Origin of the sequence: Sphingomonas sp. NFR15 (assembly GCF_900103265.1) — a bacterium.
GTDB classification, from domain to species: Bacteria; Pseudomonadota; Alphaproteobacteria; order Sphingomonadales; family Sphingomonadaceae; genus Sphingomonas; species Sphingomonas pollutisoli.
In genome coordinates this window covers 929,738-949,183 of record NZ_FMWX01000001.1, presented here as the reverse complement: position 1 = coordinate 949,183, position 19,446 = coordinate 929,738, and the positions used below count along the sequence as shown (strand labels likewise).

The 19,446-nt window shown below is 66.9% G+C and carries 19 protein-coding genes; 10 read left to right on the top strand and 9 right to left on the bottom strand.

The window, feature by feature from the left end:
- Positions 1 to 50 precede the first annotated feature (50 nt).
- Positions 51 to 2,210: a beta-glucosidase family protein gene (locus BLS81_RS04420; RefSeq protein ID WP_093221114.1), complete on the top strand. Its 2,160-nt coding sequence runs from the start codon at positions 51 to 53 to the stop codon at positions 2,208 to 2,210.
- A 39-nt stretch (positions 2,211 to 2,249) separates the two neighbouring features.
- On the opposite strand, the gene BLS81_RS04415 is transcribed toward BLS81_RS04420, so the two are convergent.
- The 7 genes from BLS81_RS04415 to BLS81_RS04385 all read right to left on the bottom strand — a co-directional run bounded on the left by BLS81_RS04415 (position 2,250) and on the right by BLS81_RS04385 (position 9,135).
- Complete coding sequence (locus tag BLS81_RS04415) at positions 2,250 to 2,924, bottom strand: DUF2889 domain-containing protein (protein ID WP_256326059.1); 675 nt, start codon at positions 2,922 to 2,924, stop codon at positions 2,250 to 2,252.
- Between the two features lie 85 nt (positions 2,925 to 3,009).
- A complete protein-coding gene (locus BLS81_RS04410) occupies positions 3,010 to 3,798 on the bottom strand; it encodes an enoyl-CoA hydratase/isomerase family protein (protein WP_093221109.1) in 789 nt (262 codons plus the stop codon).
- On the bottom strand, positions 3,795 to 4,865 hold the full coding sequence (locus tag BLS81_RS04405; protein ID WP_256326058.1) for a phosphotransferase: 1,071 nt from the start codon (positions 4,863 to 4,865) through the stop codon (positions 3,795 to 3,797). Before BLS81_RS04405 ends, BLS81_RS04410 begins: the two co-directional genes overlap by 4 nt.
- Before the next feature lie 43 nt (positions 4,866 to 4,908).
- On the bottom strand, positions 4,909 to 6,345 hold the full coding sequence (locus BLS81_RS04400) for a DUF1254 domain-containing protein (RefSeq protein WP_093221108.1): 1,437 nt from the start codon (positions 6,343 to 6,345) through the stop codon (positions 4,909 to 4,911).
- Complete coding sequence (locus BLS81_RS04395; protein ID WP_093221106.1) at positions 6,342 to 7,502, bottom strand: acyl-CoA dehydrogenase family protein; 1,161 nt, start codon at positions 7,500 to 7,502, stop codon at positions 6,342 to 6,344. The genes BLS81_RS04400 and BLS81_RS04395 overlap by 4 nt, the downstream gene beginning before the upstream one ends.
- The gene (locus BLS81_RS04390) at positions 7,499 to 8,251 is read right to left on the bottom strand and encodes an SDR family NAD(P)-dependent oxidoreductase (RefSeq protein WP_093221104.1); all 753 of its coding nucleotides are present in this window, start codon (positions 8,249 to 8,251) and stop codon (positions 7,499 to 7,501) included. Before BLS81_RS04390 ends, BLS81_RS04395 begins: the two co-directional genes overlap by 4 nt.
- Positions 8,248 to 9,135: an SDR family NAD(P)-dependent oxidoreductase gene (locus BLS81_RS04385; RefSeq protein ID WP_093221103.1), complete on the bottom strand. Its 888-nt coding sequence runs from the start codon at positions 9,133 to 9,135 to the stop codon at positions 8,248 to 8,250. Before BLS81_RS04385 ends, BLS81_RS04390 begins: the two co-directional genes overlap by 4 nt.
- Before the next feature lie 173 nt (positions 9,136 to 9,308).
- Here BLS81_RS04385 and BLS81_RS04380 point away from each other — a divergent pair, with 173 nt between their 5' ends.
- Positions 9,309 to 9,995, top strand: a complete 687-nt coding sequence (locus tag BLS81_RS04380) for a carboxymuconolactone decarboxylase family protein (RefSeq protein WP_093221101.1) — start codon at positions 9,309 to 9,311, stop codon at positions 9,993 to 9,995.
- A 4-nt stretch (positions 9,996 to 9,999) separates the two neighbouring features.
- Here BLS81_RS04380 and BLS81_RS04375 read toward each other — a convergent pair whose 3' ends face one another.
- The gene (locus BLS81_RS04375) at positions 10,000 to 10,752 is read right to left on the bottom strand and encodes an SDR family NAD(P)-dependent oxidoreductase (RefSeq protein ID WP_093221100.1); all 753 of its coding nucleotides are present in this window, start codon (positions 10,750 to 10,752) and stop codon (positions 10,000 to 10,002) included.
- Positions 10,753 to 10,842: 90 nt separating this feature from the next.
- Here BLS81_RS04375 and BLS81_RS04370 point away from each other — a divergent pair, with 90 nt between their 5' ends.
- From BLS81_RS04370 to BLS81_RS04335, 8 genes are all read left to right on the top strand, one after another.
- Entirely contained in the window at positions 10,843 to 11,598 is a 756-nt protein-coding gene (locus BLS81_RS04370; RefSeq protein ID WP_093221098.1) for an SDR family NAD(P)-dependent oxidoreductase, read from the top strand.
- Positions 11,599 to 11,653: 55 nt separating this feature from the next.
- Positions 11,654 to 12,271: a TetR/AcrR family transcriptional regulator gene (locus tag BLS81_RS04365; protein ID WP_093221096.1), complete on the top strand. Its 618-nt coding sequence runs from the start codon at positions 11,654 to 11,656 to the stop codon at positions 12,269 to 12,271.
- Between the two features lie 27 nt (positions 12,272 to 12,298).
- A complete protein-coding gene (locus BLS81_RS04360; RefSeq protein ID WP_093221095.1) occupies positions 12,299 to 13,069 on the top strand; it encodes a helix-turn-helix transcriptional regulator in 771 nt (256 codons plus the stop codon).
- Positions 13,070 to 13,135: 66 nt separating this feature from the next.
- Positions 13,136 to 13,555: a Zn-ribbon domain-containing OB-fold protein gene (locus tag BLS81_RS04355; RefSeq protein ID WP_093221093.1), complete on the top strand. Its 420-nt coding sequence runs from the start codon at positions 13,136 to 13,138 to the stop codon at positions 13,553 to 13,555.
- A complete protein-coding gene (locus BLS81_RS04350) occupies positions 13,552 to 14,697 on the top strand; it encodes a thiolase family protein (RefSeq protein WP_093221092.1) in 1,146 nt (381 codons plus the stop codon). The genes BLS81_RS04355 and BLS81_RS04350 overlap by 4 nt, the downstream gene beginning before the upstream one ends.
- A gap of 4 nt (positions 14,698 to 14,701) precedes the next feature.
- On the top strand, positions 14,702 to 15,880 hold the full coding sequence (locus BLS81_RS04345) for an acyl-CoA dehydrogenase family protein (protein WP_093221090.1): 1,179 nt from the start codon (positions 14,702 to 14,704) through the stop codon (positions 15,878 to 15,880).
- Between the two features lie 18 nt (positions 15,881 to 15,898).
- On the top strand, positions 15,899 to 17,074 hold the full coding sequence (locus BLS81_RS04340) for an acetyl-CoA C-acetyltransferase (RefSeq protein ID WP_093221089.1): 1,176 nt from the start codon (positions 15,899 to 15,901) through the stop codon (positions 17,072 to 17,074).
- Positions 17,075 to 17,076: 2 nt separating this feature from the next.
- On the top strand, positions 17,077 to 18,078 hold the full coding sequence (locus BLS81_RS04335; protein WP_093221088.1) for an acyl-CoA dehydrogenase family protein: 1,002 nt from the start codon (positions 17,077 to 17,079) through the stop codon (positions 18,076 to 18,078).
- A gap of 96 nt (positions 18,079 to 18,174) precedes the next feature.
- Here BLS81_RS04335 and BLS81_RS04330 read toward each other — a convergent pair whose 3' ends face one another.
- Positions 18,175 to 19,398 carry a spinster family MFS transporter gene (locus tag BLS81_RS04330; RefSeq protein ID WP_371128248.1) on the bottom strand — a complete coding sequence of 408 codons (1,224 nt, stop codon included), beginning with the start codon at positions 19,396 to 19,398 and terminating at the stop codon, positions 18,175 to 18,177.
- Positions 19,399 to 19,446: the final 48 nt, after the last annotated feature.

Genomic DNA, 19,446 nt, shown 5'->3' with positions numbered 1-19,446 from the left:
GAGCAGCAATGGTTCGAGCGGGTAGGATTCGGCGCTATCTGGGGTTGGCGATGGGCAGCGCACTTTCGATACCCGCCGTGTCCAACGGGCAGGCGAACAGCCCGAACGATCCCGATGCGCGCGCAGCCGCGGTCGAGCGGCAGATGACCGACGCCGAACGTGTCACGATCACCCACGGCATCATGGCGATTCCCTACGGCGCCACGAAGCTCCCCGAGGGCCTGCTGCTCGGGGCGGGCTATGTCGAAGGCATCCCCCGGCTCGGGGTACCAGCCCTCACCGAAACCGACGCCAGCCTCGGCGTCTCGTATGTCGGCGGCCTGCGGGGTGACGGTGCGACCGCGCTGCCTTCGGGGCTTGCGATGGGCGCGACCTGGAACCAGGATCTCCTCCGGCGCGGTGGCGAGACGATCGCCGGCGAGGCGGGCGCGAAGGGGTTCAACGTTCTGCTCGCTGGCGGCATCAACCTCGTCCGCGATCCGCGTGGCGGCCGCAACTTCGAATATCTTGGCGAAGACCCGCTGCACTCCGGTTTGCTGGGCGGGGCCGCGATCGCGGGTATTCAGTCGCGGCATGTGATCTCGACCGTGAAGCACTTCGCCATCAACGCAGTCGAGACCGGACGCCAGTTTCACAACGCCGTGATTGGCGCTTCGGCGCTTCGGATGAGCGATCTGCTGGCGTTCGAGATAGCGATCGAGCGCGGCAATCCGGGCGCGGTGATGTGCGCGTACAATCGCGTCAACGGCGCCTCGGCCTGCGGGAACGACACGCTGCTGAACGGCGTGCTCAAGCACGACTGGGGCTATAAGGGGTTCGTAATGTCGGACTGGGGCGCCGTCCACGGGCTCGACTTTGCACTTAAGGGGCTCGACCAGCAATCCGGCGCGCAACTCGACGACAAGCTCTATTTCGGCGATGACCTCGCCGCCGCGGCCCGCCGCGACAAACGCTATGGCGCGCGCCTCACCGACATGAACCGCCGCATCCTGCGGTCGATGTACGCGGTCGGCATCGACAGATATCCGCCAGCGAAGGCCTCGATCGACTTCGCCGCGAATGCACGGGTGGCGCAGGATGTCGCCGAGCAGGGCATTGTCCTGCTCCGCAATCGCGATGTCCTGCCGCTGACCGCGAAGGCGCAGCGGATCGCCGTGATCGGTGGGTATGCGGACAGCGGTGTGCTTTCGGGCGGCGGCTCCTCGCAGGTGCAGGGCGTCGGCGGCCCCGTCGTGGCGATCCCCACGGTCGGCGGGCCGTTCGCGGCGGTGCTCGCCCAATCCTATCAACGCTCGTCACCGCTGGGGGCTATCGTGGCGCGCGCGCCCAAGGCGGAGGTCGTGTTCCGAAACGGCCGCTACATCGCCGACGCGGTCGCGGCGGCGAAGAAGGCCGATGTCGCGATCGTTTTCGCGACCCAGTGGATGACCGAAGGCCTCGACGCGCCCGATCTCTCGCTGCCGGACGGCCAGGATGCACTCATCACCGCCGTCGCCGAGGCCAATCCCAACACGATCGTCGTGCTCGAAACCGGCAGCCAGGTCTTGATGCCGTGGCTTGATAAGACCGCTGCGGTGCTGGAGGCGTGGTATCCCGGCGCGCGGGGCGGCGAGGCGATCGCAGCGATCCTGTTCGGCGACGCGAACCCGTCGGGGCGGCTGCCGGTCACGTTCCCGGCATCCGTCGATCAGCTTCCGCGTCCCAAGCTGCCGGGCAGCGACACGATCGAACCGAACTTCCTCGGGTATGGCAAGCCGGGGCAGACGCTCGACATCAACTATAACGTGGAAGGCTCCGATGTCGGCTATCGCTGGTTCGCGAAGCGCCGTGCCGTGCCGCTGTTCCCGTTCGGGTTCGGCCTCAGCTACACGCGCTTCGAACATGGCGCGCTGAACGTCGTGCCGGGTACAGCGCCGGTGGCGCGCTTTGCGGTGACCAATATCGGCAAGCGCAGCGGCGCCGAAGTCGGGCAGGTCTATCTCACGGGTACCCCGGCTGGCGATACGACCCGTCTCGTCGGTTTTGCGAAGGTGACGCTGAAGCCCGGCGAACGGCGCGTTCTTGAAGTTCCGATCGACCCGCGCCTGCTCGCCACTTGGAAATCCGGGCGATGGGATATGGCGGCGGGCACCTACCGTTTCGCCATCGGCAGTTCCGCTGCGGACCTTGAGACTTCGGTCGAAGCCAGCTTCCCCGCGCGTCGATGGTGATGGTGTCGCGGACCTGGAACGCCGGTCGGCCTGTGTTGATCAAATTCGCGGCGGGACGTTTCTCTCCGGCTCGCCGGTGAAGACGGCGGTCGTGATGTTGGGCATGCTATAGGCGTAGCACCGGCCGAACATCTGCGGGTTCATCGAGGCGGGTTGGCCCGCCGCGTCGGCGACACGGTAGCGTCGGCCGATGGCGATGAGCCAGGTGCGCGCGAGGATCGTCGCGGCCTCGAAATCATCCGCGTCGAAAATTTCGCTCGCCCAGGCGGCGAAACCTCTCTCCAACGTGCGCCCTCGCAGCGCGGCCGGCGCGGCGATGCGACCGTCGCGCACCAGCCACCGGTGCACTTGCTCGCCGTTTCGGCGGATCTCCATGGTGGTCTCGCCTGATGTCTCGTCCGGAACCTCGGCGTCATACCGGGTGGTGCCGTACGGCCGACCGCACTGGCGGACCGCGATCACGGCGAGATCGAGGAGATGGGTACAGTGTCGCGCCGCGAGCGTGCCTCGGTAGAATTCGCGTGTTGGCGTTGCGATCGGAAGGCCCACGAACATGCGAAGTTGCCCGACGGCGCCGGGGCAGGCCGAAGTCGGTATCCTGATGGTTTCGCCGCTGATCGCGGTGATGATCTCACCATCGTGGTTCACGGTGCACCGCATTTCGTGGAAAGTATCGGTGAGATACGCCGTGACCTGACCGTCCGCGACGTCCACGGTGATACGCCGACAGCAGGCACCGTCGCCATAGTCCGGATTGACCGGATAATTCAGGGTCGTCGGCCTCACGCGCGGGCCGCCATCACGTTTTCGGGAAATCCGCGGGACGTTTGGCGAGGAACGCTTTCACGCCCTCCCGACCTTCCGAGCCGCCAGCGGTGGCGGCGATCGAATTGGCCTCGGCTTCGAGCTGAGTCGCGAGATCGCTCGTGGCGGAGGCGAGGAGCAGACGTCGGCACCGGCCGATCGCGCGGGTGGGGCCGCTCGCGAGTGCCATGGCAACCTCACGCACGGCTGCGATGAGATCTTCGTCGGGTGTCACGCGCGTGATGAGTCCGATGGCGGCGGCCTCCGATGCATCGATGCGCCGGTTGGTCAGCACGATCTCCTGCGCGCGGCGAAGCCCGACCAGCCGGGGCAGCCACCAGGACGCACCACCGTCCGGGGTGAGGCCGATCGCGCTATACGCCGAGGTGAAATGCGCGGACGCGGCGGCGATCGCGATGTCGCCGAGGATCGCGAGGCTGAGGCCGGCGCCGGCGGCGGGGCCGTTGATCGCGGTGACGAGCGGCTTGTCCATCGTCGCGAGGCGGTGAACACCGGCATGGAAGCTGTGCGCCAGATCGAGCACGATCGCCTCGACATCGCCGCCGGCTTCCGAGAAAACATCGATGTCGCCGCCGACCGAGAAGAAGCGGCCGCTTCCGGTCAGCACGACGCACCGTATCGCGGGATCGTCAGCGCATAGATCCGCCGCCTCGTGGAGCGCGCGGGCGATCTCCGGCCCGATCGCATTGCGCCGGTCCGGCCGCGCAAGCGTCAGCCAGGCGACACCATCGGCCAGTTTGAACGTGATCGCGGGCGCGGTCATTTCGCACGTGCCCGCTGCGCTTGTGCCCAGGCGAGCGCCATCAGTTCGGGCAAGACCGCTACCCGCTCTCTCGCCTCATGCGAGGTCGCGTTGCCGCGGAGAACGCGCCCCTTGATGCCGTGGAAAATGGCGGCGAGACGGAAGAAATTGAATGCCATGTAGAAATCATACCCCGGCATGGCCGCTTGCCCGCGGCGATGATTATAGGCGGCAAGATAGTCGTGTTCGCTAGGAATGCCGAGCGCGGCGACATCGGCGCCCGCGAGCCCCGCCACGATGTGCGGTGGCATCCGGTACATCATCGCATGATAGGCGAAGTCGGCGCCGGGATGCCCCAGCGTCGACAATTCCCAATCAAGCACCGCCAGCACGCGTGGCTCGCTGGGATGGAAGATCATATTGTCGATGCGGAAGTCGCCATGGACGATGCGGGTCTCGTCGTTCGCCGGAATGTTGGTGGGCAGCCATTCGACGAGCCGGTCCATGTTGGCGTCGCGGCCTGCTTCCGTGTCGCCCAGATATTGCTTCGACCAGCGCCCGATCTGTCGCGCGAAATAATTGCCGGGCCGGCCATAGTCGCCCAGGCCGACGCTTTGATAGTCGATGCTATGAAGCTGCGCGATCGTCGCGTTCATGGCGTCGTACAGCGCGGCGCGTTCGGCGGCAGGGATACCGGGCAGCGTGGCATCCCAGAAGATGCGGCCCTCGACCATGTCCATGACGTAGAAGATCGTGCCGAGCACCGTCGGATCGGTGCAGACGCCGCATAGTTTCGCAACCGGAAAGCCTGCCTCGGCGAGGCCGCCGATGACGCGGGCTTCGCGATCGACCGCGTGCGCGCCCTTGAGCAATTGGCCCGGCGGCTGTTTGCGCAGCACATAGCTTTTGGCAGCGGTCACGAGCCGGTAGGTCGGGTTGGACTGGCCGCCCTTGAACTGCTCGATCGTTAGCGGACCGGCATAGCCCTCGACAGTCTCGCGCATCCATGTGTCGAGCGCGTGCGCGTCGAGGGCATAACCCGCACGTACCGGCGTGGTGCCGATGTTGGCGATCGCGGAGGCGGTCAAGGCTGGCGCCTTTCGATGGGGTTGGAGCGGGGCGGGGCGGCGGTCATCGAGCCGTATCGGCCTGAATGGCAGGGGGCAGCCACCCCCCACCGAGCATCGCGGGTTTCGGGCTATAGGCGCGTAAGACGATGAAGAACGGCCCGGCCGGCGCAGGCAGCCAGGTGTCGCGCCTGCTCGGCTCATGCTGGATCTGGATCGTCACCGACCCATCCGCCGCGACCTTCAGCCCCGGTGTGCGGTCGCTCACCAGATAGCGGTTGATCGGGTTGGCGTGGAGCGCGAATGATTTGGCGTCGTACAGCGTGACCGACCAGAAGGCGTTGACTGGCGGCGGCGTTCGCAGGCGTAGCGTGTAATGCGCCGTCGCGCCGTTCAGGGGCTTGCCGCTTGCGTCGACGAAGGTCGTGTAAGAAGCGTTCTCCTCCCGAACGTTCGCGCCTAGGCCGGCGGTGTTGGTGACGGAGCGGCGGAGATAATTGAACCCGTATTCGCCCTTGTTCACCTTCATCCAGCCGGTCCCGGTCGAGACGCCGAGCTGCGATTTCGAGGCTGCGATGACCGCGACCGCGTTTTCGTAACCCTTTTCGATCGCGGCGCGCGATGTCGCGTCGAGCGCCGCTGGATCGGCCGGACGATCGCCGAGCACGCCGAGCGGGCGGAAGCGCGACACCAAAGCGTCCTCGCCTGGCTGGCAGCCATCGGTGCGCAGGATATAATCGAGAACCTGCATGAAAGCCGCCGCCCCCGGTGCCGGCGCGGGCGGTACGGCAGCGGGGCTGGCCTGCATCGCCGAGGCAGCGGGCGGCGTTATCTTTACGCTGTCCTGGAACTGGCGGGCGTAGGCGACCTCCTTGTCGGTCTGCGCGAACACGCGCATCAAAATCCAGAGCTGCACGGTGGCGGCGCGGTAAACGGTGGTGCCGGGTGGTGGCGAGCCGTGCCAGCCCGGCGGCACCAGCAGGGAGCGCCCGCCTTTGAACCCGATCGTGCGGTTGCTGAGGTTGCTCGGGTTCCCGAAGATGTCGAAGATGTTGAGCGTGAAATACTTCAGGCTGGTGGCCGGGATCGTGATCTCGACCGGGCCCTTGGAAAGATCGATCCAGGCAGTCGAATATAGTGTGTCCGAATTGGGCACCTTGAACGTCGCGTAATCCGGACCGGCCAAGGTGCGTTCATGCGCGAAGCGGTTGAAACCGGTGAAGTTCGGCGCGGTGCGGTCGAACACCTGCCGGTACATCTGCTCATATTGCAGATAGGCGGACATGCCGTAGATCGTCGCATCGAACGCCGCCGACCTGAGCACCTCGTCCCGGCTTTTCTCGTCCTTCGGCAGCAGGTCATCACCATAATCGCGCATTGAACGCGGCGCTTCGGGTGCGGCGAAATTGTTCTGCTGCGCGTGGATGGGCGTGGCGGCGAGGCAGGCGGCCTGCACGGCGAGACCATAGCCTATCGACCGCACGCGGATGGTCGTGCTCATGCTTGCGCCGCTTTCCAATCGCGTTTGATCTTCTTGGCGAGGCTCCAGCGATGGACCTCGCTCGGCCCATCGTAGATGCGGAAGGCGCGAATCTCGCGGAAGGCTTGCTCGACGATCGTGTCGCCCGACACGCCGGTCCCGCCCATCACCTGCACGCAGCGATCGGCCACCCGGAACAGCGCTTCCGACACCGCGACTTTGGCCATCGAGCTTTCGGCGGTGCCGAGCGATCCGGTATCGAGCACGCCCGCGCACCAGTCGATCATAAGCTCGGCTTGCTGAAGGTCGATCAGGTTGTCGGCGAGCATGAACCCGACACCTTCATGATCGATGAGCGGCTTGCCGAATGCGTGGCGGCGGTTGGCGTAGCCGCACGCGATCTCCTGCGCGCGCGTCGCCAATCCCAGCCAGCGCATGCAATGCGACAGCCGCGCCGGGCTGAGCCGGATTTGCGCATATTTGAAGCCTTCGCCGCTCGCGCCGAGCATCTGGTCGGCGGGCACGCGCAGGTCGACGATGTCGATCTCGGCGTGGCCACCCGGCATCGAGCTGTCGATCGTATCGATCACGCGCGCCGTGCGGATCGCGGGGTCGGGCAGATCGACGAGGAACATGCAGGCGCCATCGTCCGATTTGGCCATGACGATGCCGACGCTGGCACCCTCCGCGCCGGTGATGAATTTCTTGCGCCCGTTTATCACCCAATGGTTGCCGTCGAGCCGGCAGGTCGTCTGCATCATCGATGGGTCGGAGCCGGCGCCGCCATCCTCGGCGGGTTCGGTCATGAAAAAGGCCGAGCGCACCGTGCCGGCAACCAGCGGATCGAGGAAGCGCACCTTCTGCTCGGCGCTGGCGACCTTGCCGAGCAGGTACATATTGCCTTCGTCCGGCGCGGCGGTGTTGCAGGCGAGCGGCCCCAGCGGCGAGAGCCCGGACCGGCGCAGCACGATCGCCGTCTCGCGCTGCGTGAGGTGCGAGCCATCTGGCAGGATGTGCGGCGTCAACACGCCTGCTGCGCGCGCTTTGTCGCGCAGTTCGCGCACCAGCGCGTCCGCCGGGCCATGACCGCCGCGCCGGTCATCCGCCTCGTACGGGATCACGGTCTCGCGAACGAAGACTTCCACTCTCGCGGCGATCTGCTGGGCGCGTTCGGTCATTGCGCAGTCGTTCCCCCATCGACGACGAGCTCGCCGCCGGTCATGTAGCGCGATTCGTCGCTCGCCAGAAAAAGGATCGCGTCGGCGATCTCGTCTGCCTGCCCAACCCGCCCCAGCGGCACATCCGCGAGCAGTTTCTTCGCGATCTCGGGATCGGCGTATGCGGGTGCGGAAAGCGGCGTCGCGATGTGTCCCGGATGGATCGAGTTCGCGCGCACGCCGTTGCCGGCTTCCGCGCATTCGAGCGCGGTGACTTTGGTGAACATCCGCACACCACCTTTGGCGGCGCAGTACGAGCCCGTGCCGGTGCCGGCGACGATGCCGCGGATCGACGACATATTGACGATCGCGCCGTGGCCGGAGGCGGCGAGCAGCGGCATCATGTGCTTGGTGCCGAGGAACACGCTGTCGAGATTGACCGTGAGGATCGCCCGCCACTGGTCGAGCGTGGTCTCGGCGATCGTCGCGAACTTGCCGAAGCCGGCATTGTTGACGAGGACATCGAGCTTGCCGAAGCGCTGTCGGACACGGTCCGCCAGCGCGATCCAGCCTGCTTCGTCGGTGACGTCGAGCGGGATCGCCTCGTGCGGCGCACCGCCGAGATGCGCGAGCGCCACTCCCAATTTCTCCACGTCGCGATCGGCAAGCAGAACGGTCGCGCCTTCCGACGCGAAACGCCGCACGGTGGCGAGGCCGATGCCCGAGGCCGCGCCCGTGACCAGTGCGACACGATCGCTCAAGCGGCTCATGCCTTCTCCTCGACCACGCCGGCGTCGTTCTTGCTGAGCGACAGCAGGCTCTCGAACGTCGGGTTGGTGCGGGAGAGGATCGCCTCCGCACGCGCGCGGATCGGTTCGTCGAAGCGAGTCGTCGTGAAGACGTACAGGCGGTCTTCCCGAATGCCGTCGAACGCCTGCGCGGCTACCGCCTCGGGTGACGGCGCGTTGCGATACAGCGTATCGGCGATCTCGCGCAGTTCGCGCGCTTCTTCCGGCCGGCCGCGCGCGGTTTGAAGATGATCCGGGCGGGAGCGCTCGGCATCGTAGATGCGGGTGGCGACCAAGCCGGGGCAAAGCATCGTCACGCCGATCGGCGCGCCTTCGTCGCGCAAGCCAGCGTAGAGCGCCTCGGTGACGCGGACCATGGCATGTTTCGACGCGCCATATACCGCCGAACCCGATCCGCTCACGAACCCGGCCACGGAGGCGGTGTTGAGGATATGGCCCGGCCGCCCATCGGCCAGCATGCGCGGCACGAAGCTGCGGATGCCATTGACCACCCCATCGACGTTGACGCCGAACGCCCAGCGCCAGTCTTCGGGCGCGTAATCCCAGACCGGGCGGTGTCGCCCGCCAGGCACGACGCCGGCGTTGTTGCACAGCAGATCGACGCGGCCGAAGCGATCCCAGGCAGCATCCGCCAACGCCTGAACCGCTGCCGGATCCGCGACGTCGGTTTGCTGAAGGAGCACCGCATTCGCCAAGAGGCGCGCGCCGACGGTATCGAGATCGGCGCGGTTGATGTCGGCCAGGACCAGGTTCATGCCCTCTTCAGCGGCGAGCTCGGCGAGCGCCGCGCCAATGCCGCTTCCGGCGCCGGTGATGACGGCGGTCTTACCGGAAAAGTCTTTCATGCCGGCCTCTCTCCCATCGGCTCGCGCGGTCCTGCCTTCGGACTCGCCATACCCCGGCTTTAATCGACCGTCCGGTCGGACGTCAACCTGCGTCGGTCGGTTGACCGACCTGAAAGCACGACATAGCAGTATGTCAGCCGACCGGACGGTCTGGAGTTTCAGGAGGTGTCACGATGTCCGAACCCAATCCTCTCGTCGCGCTCGGTCGCCTGCGCCGCGACGCGCCCAAGACGGTCGCCGGTTTTCGCCGGTGGCGCACCATCATCGACACGGATGGCGCAGTGCCGGCGCGCATCAAGCGGCTGTTCGTGGCCTGCGCGGCGACCGTGAAGGGGTATGAAGAGATGGCGCTCCGCGAATTGCAGGCGGCCCGCGAGGCCGGACTGACCGAGGCGGAAGCCGGCGCGGCGGTCGCGATTCTGTCGAGCGTGAGGGGCGAGGGGGCGGCGCTGCGCTTTCACGGACTGTTCGGCGAGGTTTATCCCGACGGTGCAGAGGTGGAGGCCGGGAACGAGGATATCCTTGTCGAGCCGGGCACGGCGGAGGCCAATTTCCTCCACTATTTCGGCACGATGCCGCCGTCGCTCGGCAAGCTGTTCGAGGTCAAGCCGCTCGGTGCCGATGCGTATTATCTGATGCGCGAGGGCACGCTCTCCGGGACCGCGCTCGGGCCGGTCCATGCGGAACTGCTGCTCGTGACGGTGCTCGCCGCCGATTATAGCGAATGGGCGTCGGTCCACATCAAAGGCGCGCGCAAGGCCGGGGCGAGCGAGGAAGCGATTGCCGAGGCGGTGATCTGCGCGGTGCCGCCCGCCGGGCTGTCCGCCTGGGTGATCGGCGCCACCGCGATGGACGCCTGATCCTCTAAAGCTCGCTGACGAGGTGGCCGCCGTCCACCGCGATCACCGCGCCAGTCATGTAGCGCGACTGATCCGAGCAGAGCATCAGGAACGGCGCGTCGAGATCGTGCATCTGGCCGAGCCGCCCCTGCGGAATGCGGGCGATCAGGCGCTGACCGGCGCTCGATGCGAAGAACGCCCGGTTGAGATCGGTCTCGATATAGCCGGGCGCGAGCGCGTTGACGCGAATGCCGAGCGGTGCCCATTCGAGCGCTAGCGCCTTGGTGAGTTGGATCAATCCGGCCTTGCTGCTGGCATAGGCGGCGAGCCCCTTCGAGACGCGCTCGCCGAGGATCGACGCCACGTTGACGATCGCGCCGCCGCCCTCGCGCATCGCGCGCGCGCCTTGCTGGGCGACGAGGAAGGCGCCCGTGAGGTTCGGCCCAAGCACCGAATGCCACTCATCGTGAGACATATCCATCGCGCGGCGTGTCTGCGCGACGCCGGCGTTGTTGACGAGGATCGACAAGGGTGCGGTCGCGCCCTGCTCAAGCCGCTCGAACGCGGTCGTTACCGATGCGGGATCGGTGACGTCCATGACGACCGGTCGGCACTGGCCGCCGGCACGCGAAACCTCCTTCGCCAGCGCTTCCAGCGCCGATTCACGTCGGGCGGCGGCGAAGACGGTCGCTCCCTGCGCCGCCAGCAACATCGCGAAATGCCGACCCAAACCCGAGCTTGCACCGGTCACCAGCGCGGTCTTGCCGTTCAATTCCATGTCCATCTCCTCCGGGCTTGCGTTGTTGCCCAAACACCGCCAACGATAACCACGCCCGACCGGACGGTCGAGTTGCCATTTGGAGAGGCCATGCGGTTCGCGAACAAGCGTGCGCTCGTCACGGGAGCGGCTGGCGCCCTCGGTGCGGCGATCGCCAAAGCGTTTGCCCTGGAAGGTGCGCGGGTCGTGGTCGCGGATGTTGACGCGCAGGCCGGGGCGAAACTGGTCGATACGATCATCTTGGCGGGCGGCGACGCCTGCGCCGTCGCGCTTGATGTCACGAAGCCGGAAGACTGGGAGCGGGTGGTTCGTGAGGCTCGGCATCGTTGGGGCGGGGTCGATGTCCTCATCAACAATGCGGCGGTCGCATCGGGATTGACGCGGATCGAGGAGCGCATGCCCGAGGATTGGGATCGGAGCATGGCGGTCAACGCCAAGGGTCCGTTTCTCGGCACCCGCGCGCTGCTGCCGGTCTTCCGCGCGCAAGGCGGTGGGGCGATCGTCAACGTATCGTCGGTGGCGGGCAGCGGCCAGTCGCAGATCATGGACGCGGCCTATGCCTGCAGCAAGGCCGCGCTGACGATGTTGACGCGCGTCACCGCCGCCCAGCATTCGGGCGAAGGCATACGCTGCAACTCCGTCCATCCCGGGCCGATCGACAGCGCGCTCGCCCGCGCGGCGTATATCGATCCGGCAGCCTTGAGCGCGCGCCTTTCCCGTGTCCCGGTCGGCCGCCTCGCGACGGCGGACGAGGTCGTCGCCGCGGTTCTGTTTCTGGCTGGCGAGGACGCGTCCTACATCACCGGCGCGGCGCTTGCCGTGGACGGTGGCGCGTTGGTGCAATAGGGTGAAACGCTGGTGGCCCCGTGGCCGCTCGAACACATGAGGATCTGGGTCCGGTATGGCGCGGCAGGCGACAAAGAAACGACAGACGACCGAAGCGCATGACGAGAAGCGCAATGAGATTCTCAGGCATTGCGCCAACCTGTTCGACAAGGTCGGCTATCACAAAGCTTCGATGCAGATGCTCGCCGACGAGGTCGGCTTGGGCAAGCCGACGCTCTACCATTACTTCCCGAGCAAACACGCGATCCTCTACGCGATTCACGAAGCACATATGACGGCGCTGCTCGACGGGTTGGCGGACGAGGGTCTTTCGGACAATCCGCTCGGCAAGCTGCGCGCGGCGTGTATCAACATCTTGCGGCAAATCGCCGAGCATCCCGGTTATGTTCGCGCGTTCATGGACCATTATGAAGATCTGGAAGGCACGATGCGCAACCAGATCCGAGCGCAGCGCAAGGACTATTTCGAGCGTGTTCGCGGCACCGTCATATCCGGCATCAAGGCCGGGCAGTTCCGCGATTGCGATCCCGATCTGACGACCTACGGGTTCCTCGGCATGTGCAACTGGGCTTATAAATGGTATCCGCCGCTGGCGAGAAAACAGTCGCCCGAAGATGTCGCCGACGCATTGTGCCGGCCGTTTTTCGAGGGGCTCAGTCTGGCGAAATCCTAAGCCGTGATACCGTCCGCGCACCAGTATATGCCGTCCCCGCAGGACGTGGCGGCGGTACGTTTCACGGAGCCGCCGGGCATCCGCTCAGGGGCCGAGGCGCTTCGGGACAGGGTCGCGAGCATCTGTGGGCTGCGGACGGCGGTGTCGCACAACATCGCGGTCCGCGAGCCGATGCGCGATGGCGACGGCGCGATCCTGGCCAGTGAGGTGTTCGGGTTCCGGGAGGGCGAGGGGCGCTGGTGGGAGGCCCCGCAACTGGCGCTGTCCTCGCCGCTCGTCCACGCCTGCCGGGTGGAGGCGGAGCCGTTCTGGTGCAATGCGCGCGGCTTTCACACGCGCATCGCCAATCCGCTGCTCGACGCGATCGACCTGTCGGATTTCCGCGCGCGCGCGATGACATCGGCGGCCTTGGTGGTGCCGATCCATTTGCCCTTCGGTCAGATCGGCGCGGCCAGTTTTCTCGCGGCCGACCCGCACGAAGAGGATCTGTCCGGCGCGTATGAGAGCAGCGTCGATGCGCTGGCGGTGCTCGCGCGCGCCTTCATCCAGAGCTATGTCAAGGTCACCGCGCGCGTGCGGCAGGACGTGGCCGGCGTGTCGCTCACCAAGCGCGAGGTCGAGTGCCTGCGCTGGGCGGCGGCCGGCAAGACCAACGACGAGATCGGGCTGATCCTCGGCCTGCAACGCACGACCGTGCGGTTTCACATCCGCGCCGCCTCGCTCAAGCTCGATGCGGTCAACCGCGATCAGACTTTGTTCAAGGCGGCCCAACTCGGCTTTCTCGGGATGATCCGTTAGGCGCTGTCGCATTGGTCAGAAGCCGACCGCACGGTCGGACGCTACAAGGCTGGCAGGAGAGACCAGATGCCCACCCTCGCGCCGATGATCGCCGACAATCTGCTCGTCGAAGTGGACGGCGCCCACCACCTGATCGCATCGCTTCACCGCGCGAGTGGCCGGACGATCTTCCCGGCCAGACCCGACACCGACGACCGCTACGAAGCGGTCCTGCTCCCGTGCGAGGGGCGGCTGTGGTCGTGGACGGTGCAGCGCTTCCGGCCGAAATCCCCGCCCTATGCAGGGGCGGAGGCGTTCGAGCCCTATGCGGTCGGCTATGTGCAACTCGATGGCGCGTTGATCGTCGAATCGCGGTTGGTCGATGTGGCGTTCGATGGCTTGCGCATCGACATGCCGATGCGGCTCGTCCCACTCGAGTTCACGCTGGCAAGCGGCGCGGTGCGCACCAGCTTCGCCTTCGCGCCGGTCGAGGAGGCAGGGCGATGAGCGACGTCTTCATCATCGGCGCCGGCATCCATCCGTTCGGCCGCACACCGGCGCTGAGCGGGCTTCAGCAGGGCGTATATGCGGTGCGCCAGGCGCTGGCGCAAACCGGCCTTGGCTGGAGCGACATCCGCTTCGCGTTCGGCGGTTCGGATTCGGCGGGTAATGCCGATACGATGGTGTCCGAACTCGGCTTGACGGGGCTGCCGTTCATCAACGTCGCCAATGGCTGCGCGACCGGCGGCTCAGCGATGTTCGGGGCATATAGCACGATCAAATCGGGCGAGTTCGATCTCGGCATCGCGGTGGGTTTCGACAAGCACCCGCGTGGCTCGTTCTCGCCGCTGCCGGCGGACTGGGGGCTGCCCGACTGGTATGGCGAGACCGGGCTGATGCTCACCACCCAATTCTTCGCCATGAAGATCCAGCGCTACATGGCGACCTATGGCATCACGCCGCGCACGCTCGGCGCGGTCGCGGAAAAGGCGTTCGCGAACGGAGTGCTGGCGGATCACGCCTGGCGGCGTGAGGCGGTTGATATCGATACGATCCTCTCCTCGCAGATGGTGAGCGACCCGCTGACAAAATTCATGTTCTGCTCGCCCGGCGAGGGTGCGGTGGCGCTGGTCCTAGCGAGTGAGAAGCGGGCTCGGGAGCTTGGTTTGCCGAGCGTGCGGCTGCGTGCGGCGGCGGTACGGACGCGGCCGCCCGGATCGTTCGAGGTGTTCTCGCCGGCGCTCGATCTGGACCGGGGCGGTTCGCCGACCACGGTCGCCTCGCGCGCCGCCTATGAGATGGCGGGGATCGGACCCGAAGACATCGACATCGCCCAGCTTCAGGACACCGAAACGGGTGCCGAGATCATGCACATGGCCGAGAACGGCTTCTGCGCCGACGGCGAGCAGACCGCCTGGATCGCGGAAGGGCGGACCCGGATCGACGGCACGCTCCCGGTCAATACCGATGGCGGCTGCCTCGCCTGTGGCGAGCCGATCGGCGCTTCGGGCTTGCGTCAGGTGTACGAGAATTACGTCCAACTCACCGGGCGCGCCGGCCGGCGGCAGGTGCCGGGCGATCCGAGGCTTGGCTACAGTCACGTCTATGGAGCGCCGGGCGTTTCGGCGGTGGCGATCGTCGAGAGGTGAGGTGATGGATCTGGCATTGACCGACGCCGAGCGGACGTTCCGCGACGAGGTGCGCGCCTTCCTCGGGGACTCGCTGTCGCCCGAACTGCGGCGCGGTGCGGCGCTGACCTCGGGCGTGTTCGCGGAGCCGGATATCGCGCGGGCATGGCAAGCCATTCTCGAGGCGAAAGGCTGGCTGGTCTATCATTGGCCGGCGGCGGCGGGCGGGCCGGGCTGGACTCGTGTTCAGCGTTGGATTTTCGAGAAGGAATGCGCGGAGGCGGGCGCGCCCGTGCTGCCGGGCATGGGGCTGAAGCTGGTCGGGCCGGTGCTCTACACGTTCGGCAGCGACGCGCAGCGCGCGGAGTATCTGCCCGCGCTCCGCAGCGGCGAGCATGTCTGGGCGCAAGGTTTTTCCGAACCGGGTTCGGGGTCAGATCTCGCCAGCCTCCGCACCCGCGCGGTACGCGACGGCGACGACTATATCGTCTCTGGCCACAAGATCTGGACCACACAGGCGCAGTTCGCCAACCGCTTGTTCGCGCTGGTGCGCACCGATCCCGACGTCAAGCCGCAGCAAGGCATCAGCTTCCTGTTGATCGACATGACCGCACCCGGCGTCACGGTGCGGCCGATCCTCAGCGCCTCGGGCGATCACGAGTTGAACGAAGTGTTTCTCGACGACGTGCGTGTGCCCGTTGCGAATCGGGTCGGCGCGGAAGGGCAGGGGTGGTCGATCGCCAAGTTCCTGCTCGAAAACGAGCGCGGCGGCTCGTCGTTCGCGCCGCAACTGCTCGCCGACCTGCGGCGGCTGCGCGAGGCGGCGGGGCCGTTTGTTGGCGAATTCGCCGACCGCGCGTTGCGCTTTCAGTTGGAAGCGCAGGCGCTCGAAATGACCGAGCTCAGGACGCTGATCGAAATCGACGCCGGCGCGGCGCCCGATCCGCGCAGTCTAACGACCAAGCTGATCGCGTCGGAAATTCGCCAGGGCATCGAAGCGCTTGCGGTTGATGCGTTCGGCCTCGCCGGCCTCCAGCTTCCGCTCGAACGGCCCTTTTACGGCGCGGACGCGCCGCCACCGATCCGCTCGGCCGAGGCGCAGGTCGCGGTCGCGCGCTACCTCAACGCACGCGCCTGGTCGATCTTCGGCGGCACCAGCGAGATTCAGCTTTCCATCATCGCCAAGGCCGCGCTCGGCCTGTGAAAGACGAAGGACCACATCATGCCTGAAGCCTATATCGTTGCCGCGCGTCGTACCGCCGGAGGGCGTCGCAACGGCCGTCTCGCCGGCTGGCATCCGGCCGACCTCGGCGCTGCGGTGCTCGACGCGCTCGTCGCCGACGCCGGTGTCGATCCGGCGGCGATCGATGACGTCATCATCGGGTGCGTGAGCCAGATCGGCGAGCAGACCTTCGCGCTTGGCCGCAACGTCGTCCTGGCGTCGTCGCTGCCCGACAGCGTGCCGGCGGTGACGATCGATCGCCAGTGCGGCTCGTCGCAGCAGGCGCTCCACTTCGCGGCCCAGGCGGTGATGTCGGGAATGCAGGACATCGTGATCGCGGGCGGCGTGGAGAGCATGACTCGGGTGCCGATGGGCTCGCCGATCGCGCTCGCCAAGGCCGGCGGCATTGGTGCCAACCCGTTCGCGGAGTCCATCCAGAAGCGCTACGGGGTCGAGGGTTTCAACCAGTTCGTCGGCGCGCAGATGATCGCCGACAAATATGGCTTCAGCCGCGAAGACCATGATCGCTACGCGCTGCAAAGCCACCAGCAGGCCGCTGCCGCCACGGCCGCCGGCGCGTTCGCCGTGGAGATCGTCCCGCTCCCAGTCATGACGCCCGATGGCGAGACGGTCATGCACGATCGCGACGAAGGTATCCGCGCCGATGCCTCGCTGGAGTCGATAGGCTCGGTCAAGCTGCTGAGCGAGGGCGGCACGCTGAGCGCCGCGACCGCCAGCCAGATCTGCGACGGCGCGAGCGGCGTGCTGGTCGCATCGGAAGCCGCGGTCAAGGCACACGGCCTCACGCCGATCGCGCGGATCGTCGATCTCGCGGTGACGGCGGGCGATCCGGTCATCATGCTCGAAGAGCCGATCCCCGCCACGCGCCGCGTGCTGGAGCGGGCAGGGCTGTCGATGGCCGACATCGATCTGTTCGAAGTCAACGAAGCCTTCGCCTCGATCCCGATGGCCTGGGCCAAGGCGCTCGACGCCGATCCGGCCAAGCTCAACGTCAACGGCGGCGCCATCGCGCTCGGCCATCCGCTCGGCGCCACTGGCACCAAGTTGATGGCGACGTTGATCCACGCTTTGAAGGCACGTGGCGGCCGCTACGGGCTGCAGACGATGTGCGAAGGCGGCGGCATCGCCAACGCGTCGATCATCGAGGTGCTTTGACGATGAACATCGCGCCCGGCGACGAGCAGGTGATGGTCCGCGACATGGTGCGGCGCTTCCTCGCCGATCGCTATGACGCGACCAATATGGCCAGCGGGCCGATGCCGGCGGAGGACTGGCGCGCGCTTGGCGAACTCGGGCTGTTCGCCTTCCTGCTTCCCGAGTCCGTCGGTGGAATGGGCGGCGGCGCGATGGAGGTAATGATCGTTGCTGAAGAGCTCGGCCGCGCGCTGGCCGTCACCCCACTCTCAGACAGCGTTGTGCTCTGTGGACACGTGATCGCGCGCGGCGGTGCTGCCGGCGCGCATTGGAGTGAACCGCTCGCGCAGGGTGATGCCGTCCTCGGCTTCGCACGCGGCGGCATCGCCCGAGCGGGCGCGCTTTCCGGCGCCGCCGGTATCGTTCCAGGCGGGATGGCGGCGTCGGCGTTCGTCGTGGCGTGTGAGACCGGCGGTGTCACGCTGGTCGAAGCGGACGCTCCGGGCGTCGCGCGATCGCCGGTGCGACTGGTCGATGGCAGCATTGCAGCCGACCTCCGCTTCGAAGGCGCTCGCTGCGTCCCGCTGGACATATCGGAGGGCGATCTGAGCGCCGCGGTCGAGCTGGCGGAACTGGCCATCGTCGCGGAACTGGCCGGCGCGATGGGTACGTTGCTCGATCTCGCGATCGACTATGTTCGGCAGCGCAAGCAGTTCGGAAAGCCGATCGGTAGCTTCCAGGCGATCCAGCATCGCTGCGCGCGGCTCTATACCCTGCTCGAACAGTCGCGTTCGATGATGCTCCGCGCCGCGCTCGTCCGGGATGACGCGCGAGGTCAGGCCGTTACCGAAGCCAAAGCATATGTCTGCGATGCGGCCCTGCGACTCGCCGAGGATGTCGTGCAGCTTCATGGCGGCATGGGCGTGACCGATGAACTCGCGGTCGGCCGAGGGCTGCGCCGCGTGCTGCTGCTGTCGCGGCTTCATGGCGGCAGCGCGGCAGCGCGGATGGCGCTCGCCGCCTGAGCGTGCGATCTATGGCGCCGAACAGGCGCCGCCGATCACCGAGCTTGTGCCTGCCGGCATGATCGCGGGCGGGTGCCACTGTCCGGCCATTGCGGCTCATGCTTCGCGGATGTCGGACCGATAGAACTGGCTGGCGCGTAGGATGCTGAGCGCGCCGACCAGTGAGAAGATCAGCACGGCGGCCAGCGCATAGCGCAGCGACGTGTCGTGCATGCCGTAGCCCGCGGCCAGTCGATCGCTGATGACGCCGGTGACCGCCGGTCCGAGGCCAAGCCCGAACAGGTTGAAGACGAGCAGCGTCACCGCCGATGTCACCGCCCGCATCTGCGGCGCCACCAGCGACTGCGGCACGCCGACGATCGGGCCGTAATAGAAGAACATCAACATCGACGAGAGGAAGCCGAACGCCAGCGAGACGCCGAGCGAAGGGACGAGGAACTGGACCAGCGCCGCCGGCACCATGAAGAGCATCGCCACCGCGCTGACCCAAACACGCGCCGACGGCTTGGTCTGCGCCATCCTATCGGAGAGCCACCCACCCAGATAGATGCCGGCCCCGCCGCCGATTCCGTTCATCAGCGCCAGCCAGGCGGCGACGTCCGACAGCGGCATGTGATGCACGCGCAGGTAGAAGGGCGCGGTCCAGCTCATCATCGCATATTGCGCGAAGGCGTGAAGCGTCGTTCCCACGAGCATGTAGCGGTAGGTCCGCAGCTTCCAGAGCGTGGCGAGCGCAGCACCGAGCGATATCGGCTCGGTTTCTAGCGGACGCGTGCTGAAAGCGCCGCGCACGGGCTCGCGCACCAGCAGCATGACGAACGGTGCGAGCACGAGGCCGGCTCCGCCGATCACCGCGAACGCGGTGCGCCAGCCGAGCGTGGCGGCGATCCAGCCGCCCGACGCATAACCGAGCATGATCCCCGCCGGTAGCGCCAGACCCCACAGGCCGAGCGCGGTCACGCGTTTGTCGGGCGGGTAATAATCGGCGATGATCGAGTGCGACGCCGGCACCGACCCCGCCTCGCCGAGCGCGACGCCGACCCGGAAGGCGACCAGCGTCGCAAAGCCGGTGGCGAGCCCGCTGAGCGCGGTCATCCCGCTCCAGACCGCGAGCGAGGCGGTCACGATGTTGCGCCGGTTGAGCCGGTCTGCCAACCGCGCGATCGGGAGCGAAAGCGTCGCGTAGAAAAGCGCGAACGCAAGGCCGGTCAACAAACCGAGTTGCGTGTCGCTGAGCTTGAGTTCGCGCTTGATCGGCTCCTGCAGGATCGAAAGCACGGTGCGGTCGATGTAGTTGAACATCGACACCAGCCCCAGCATCAGCAGCACGAGCCGTCGGGTCCGGTGGGTCGGAACGACCGGAGGCGC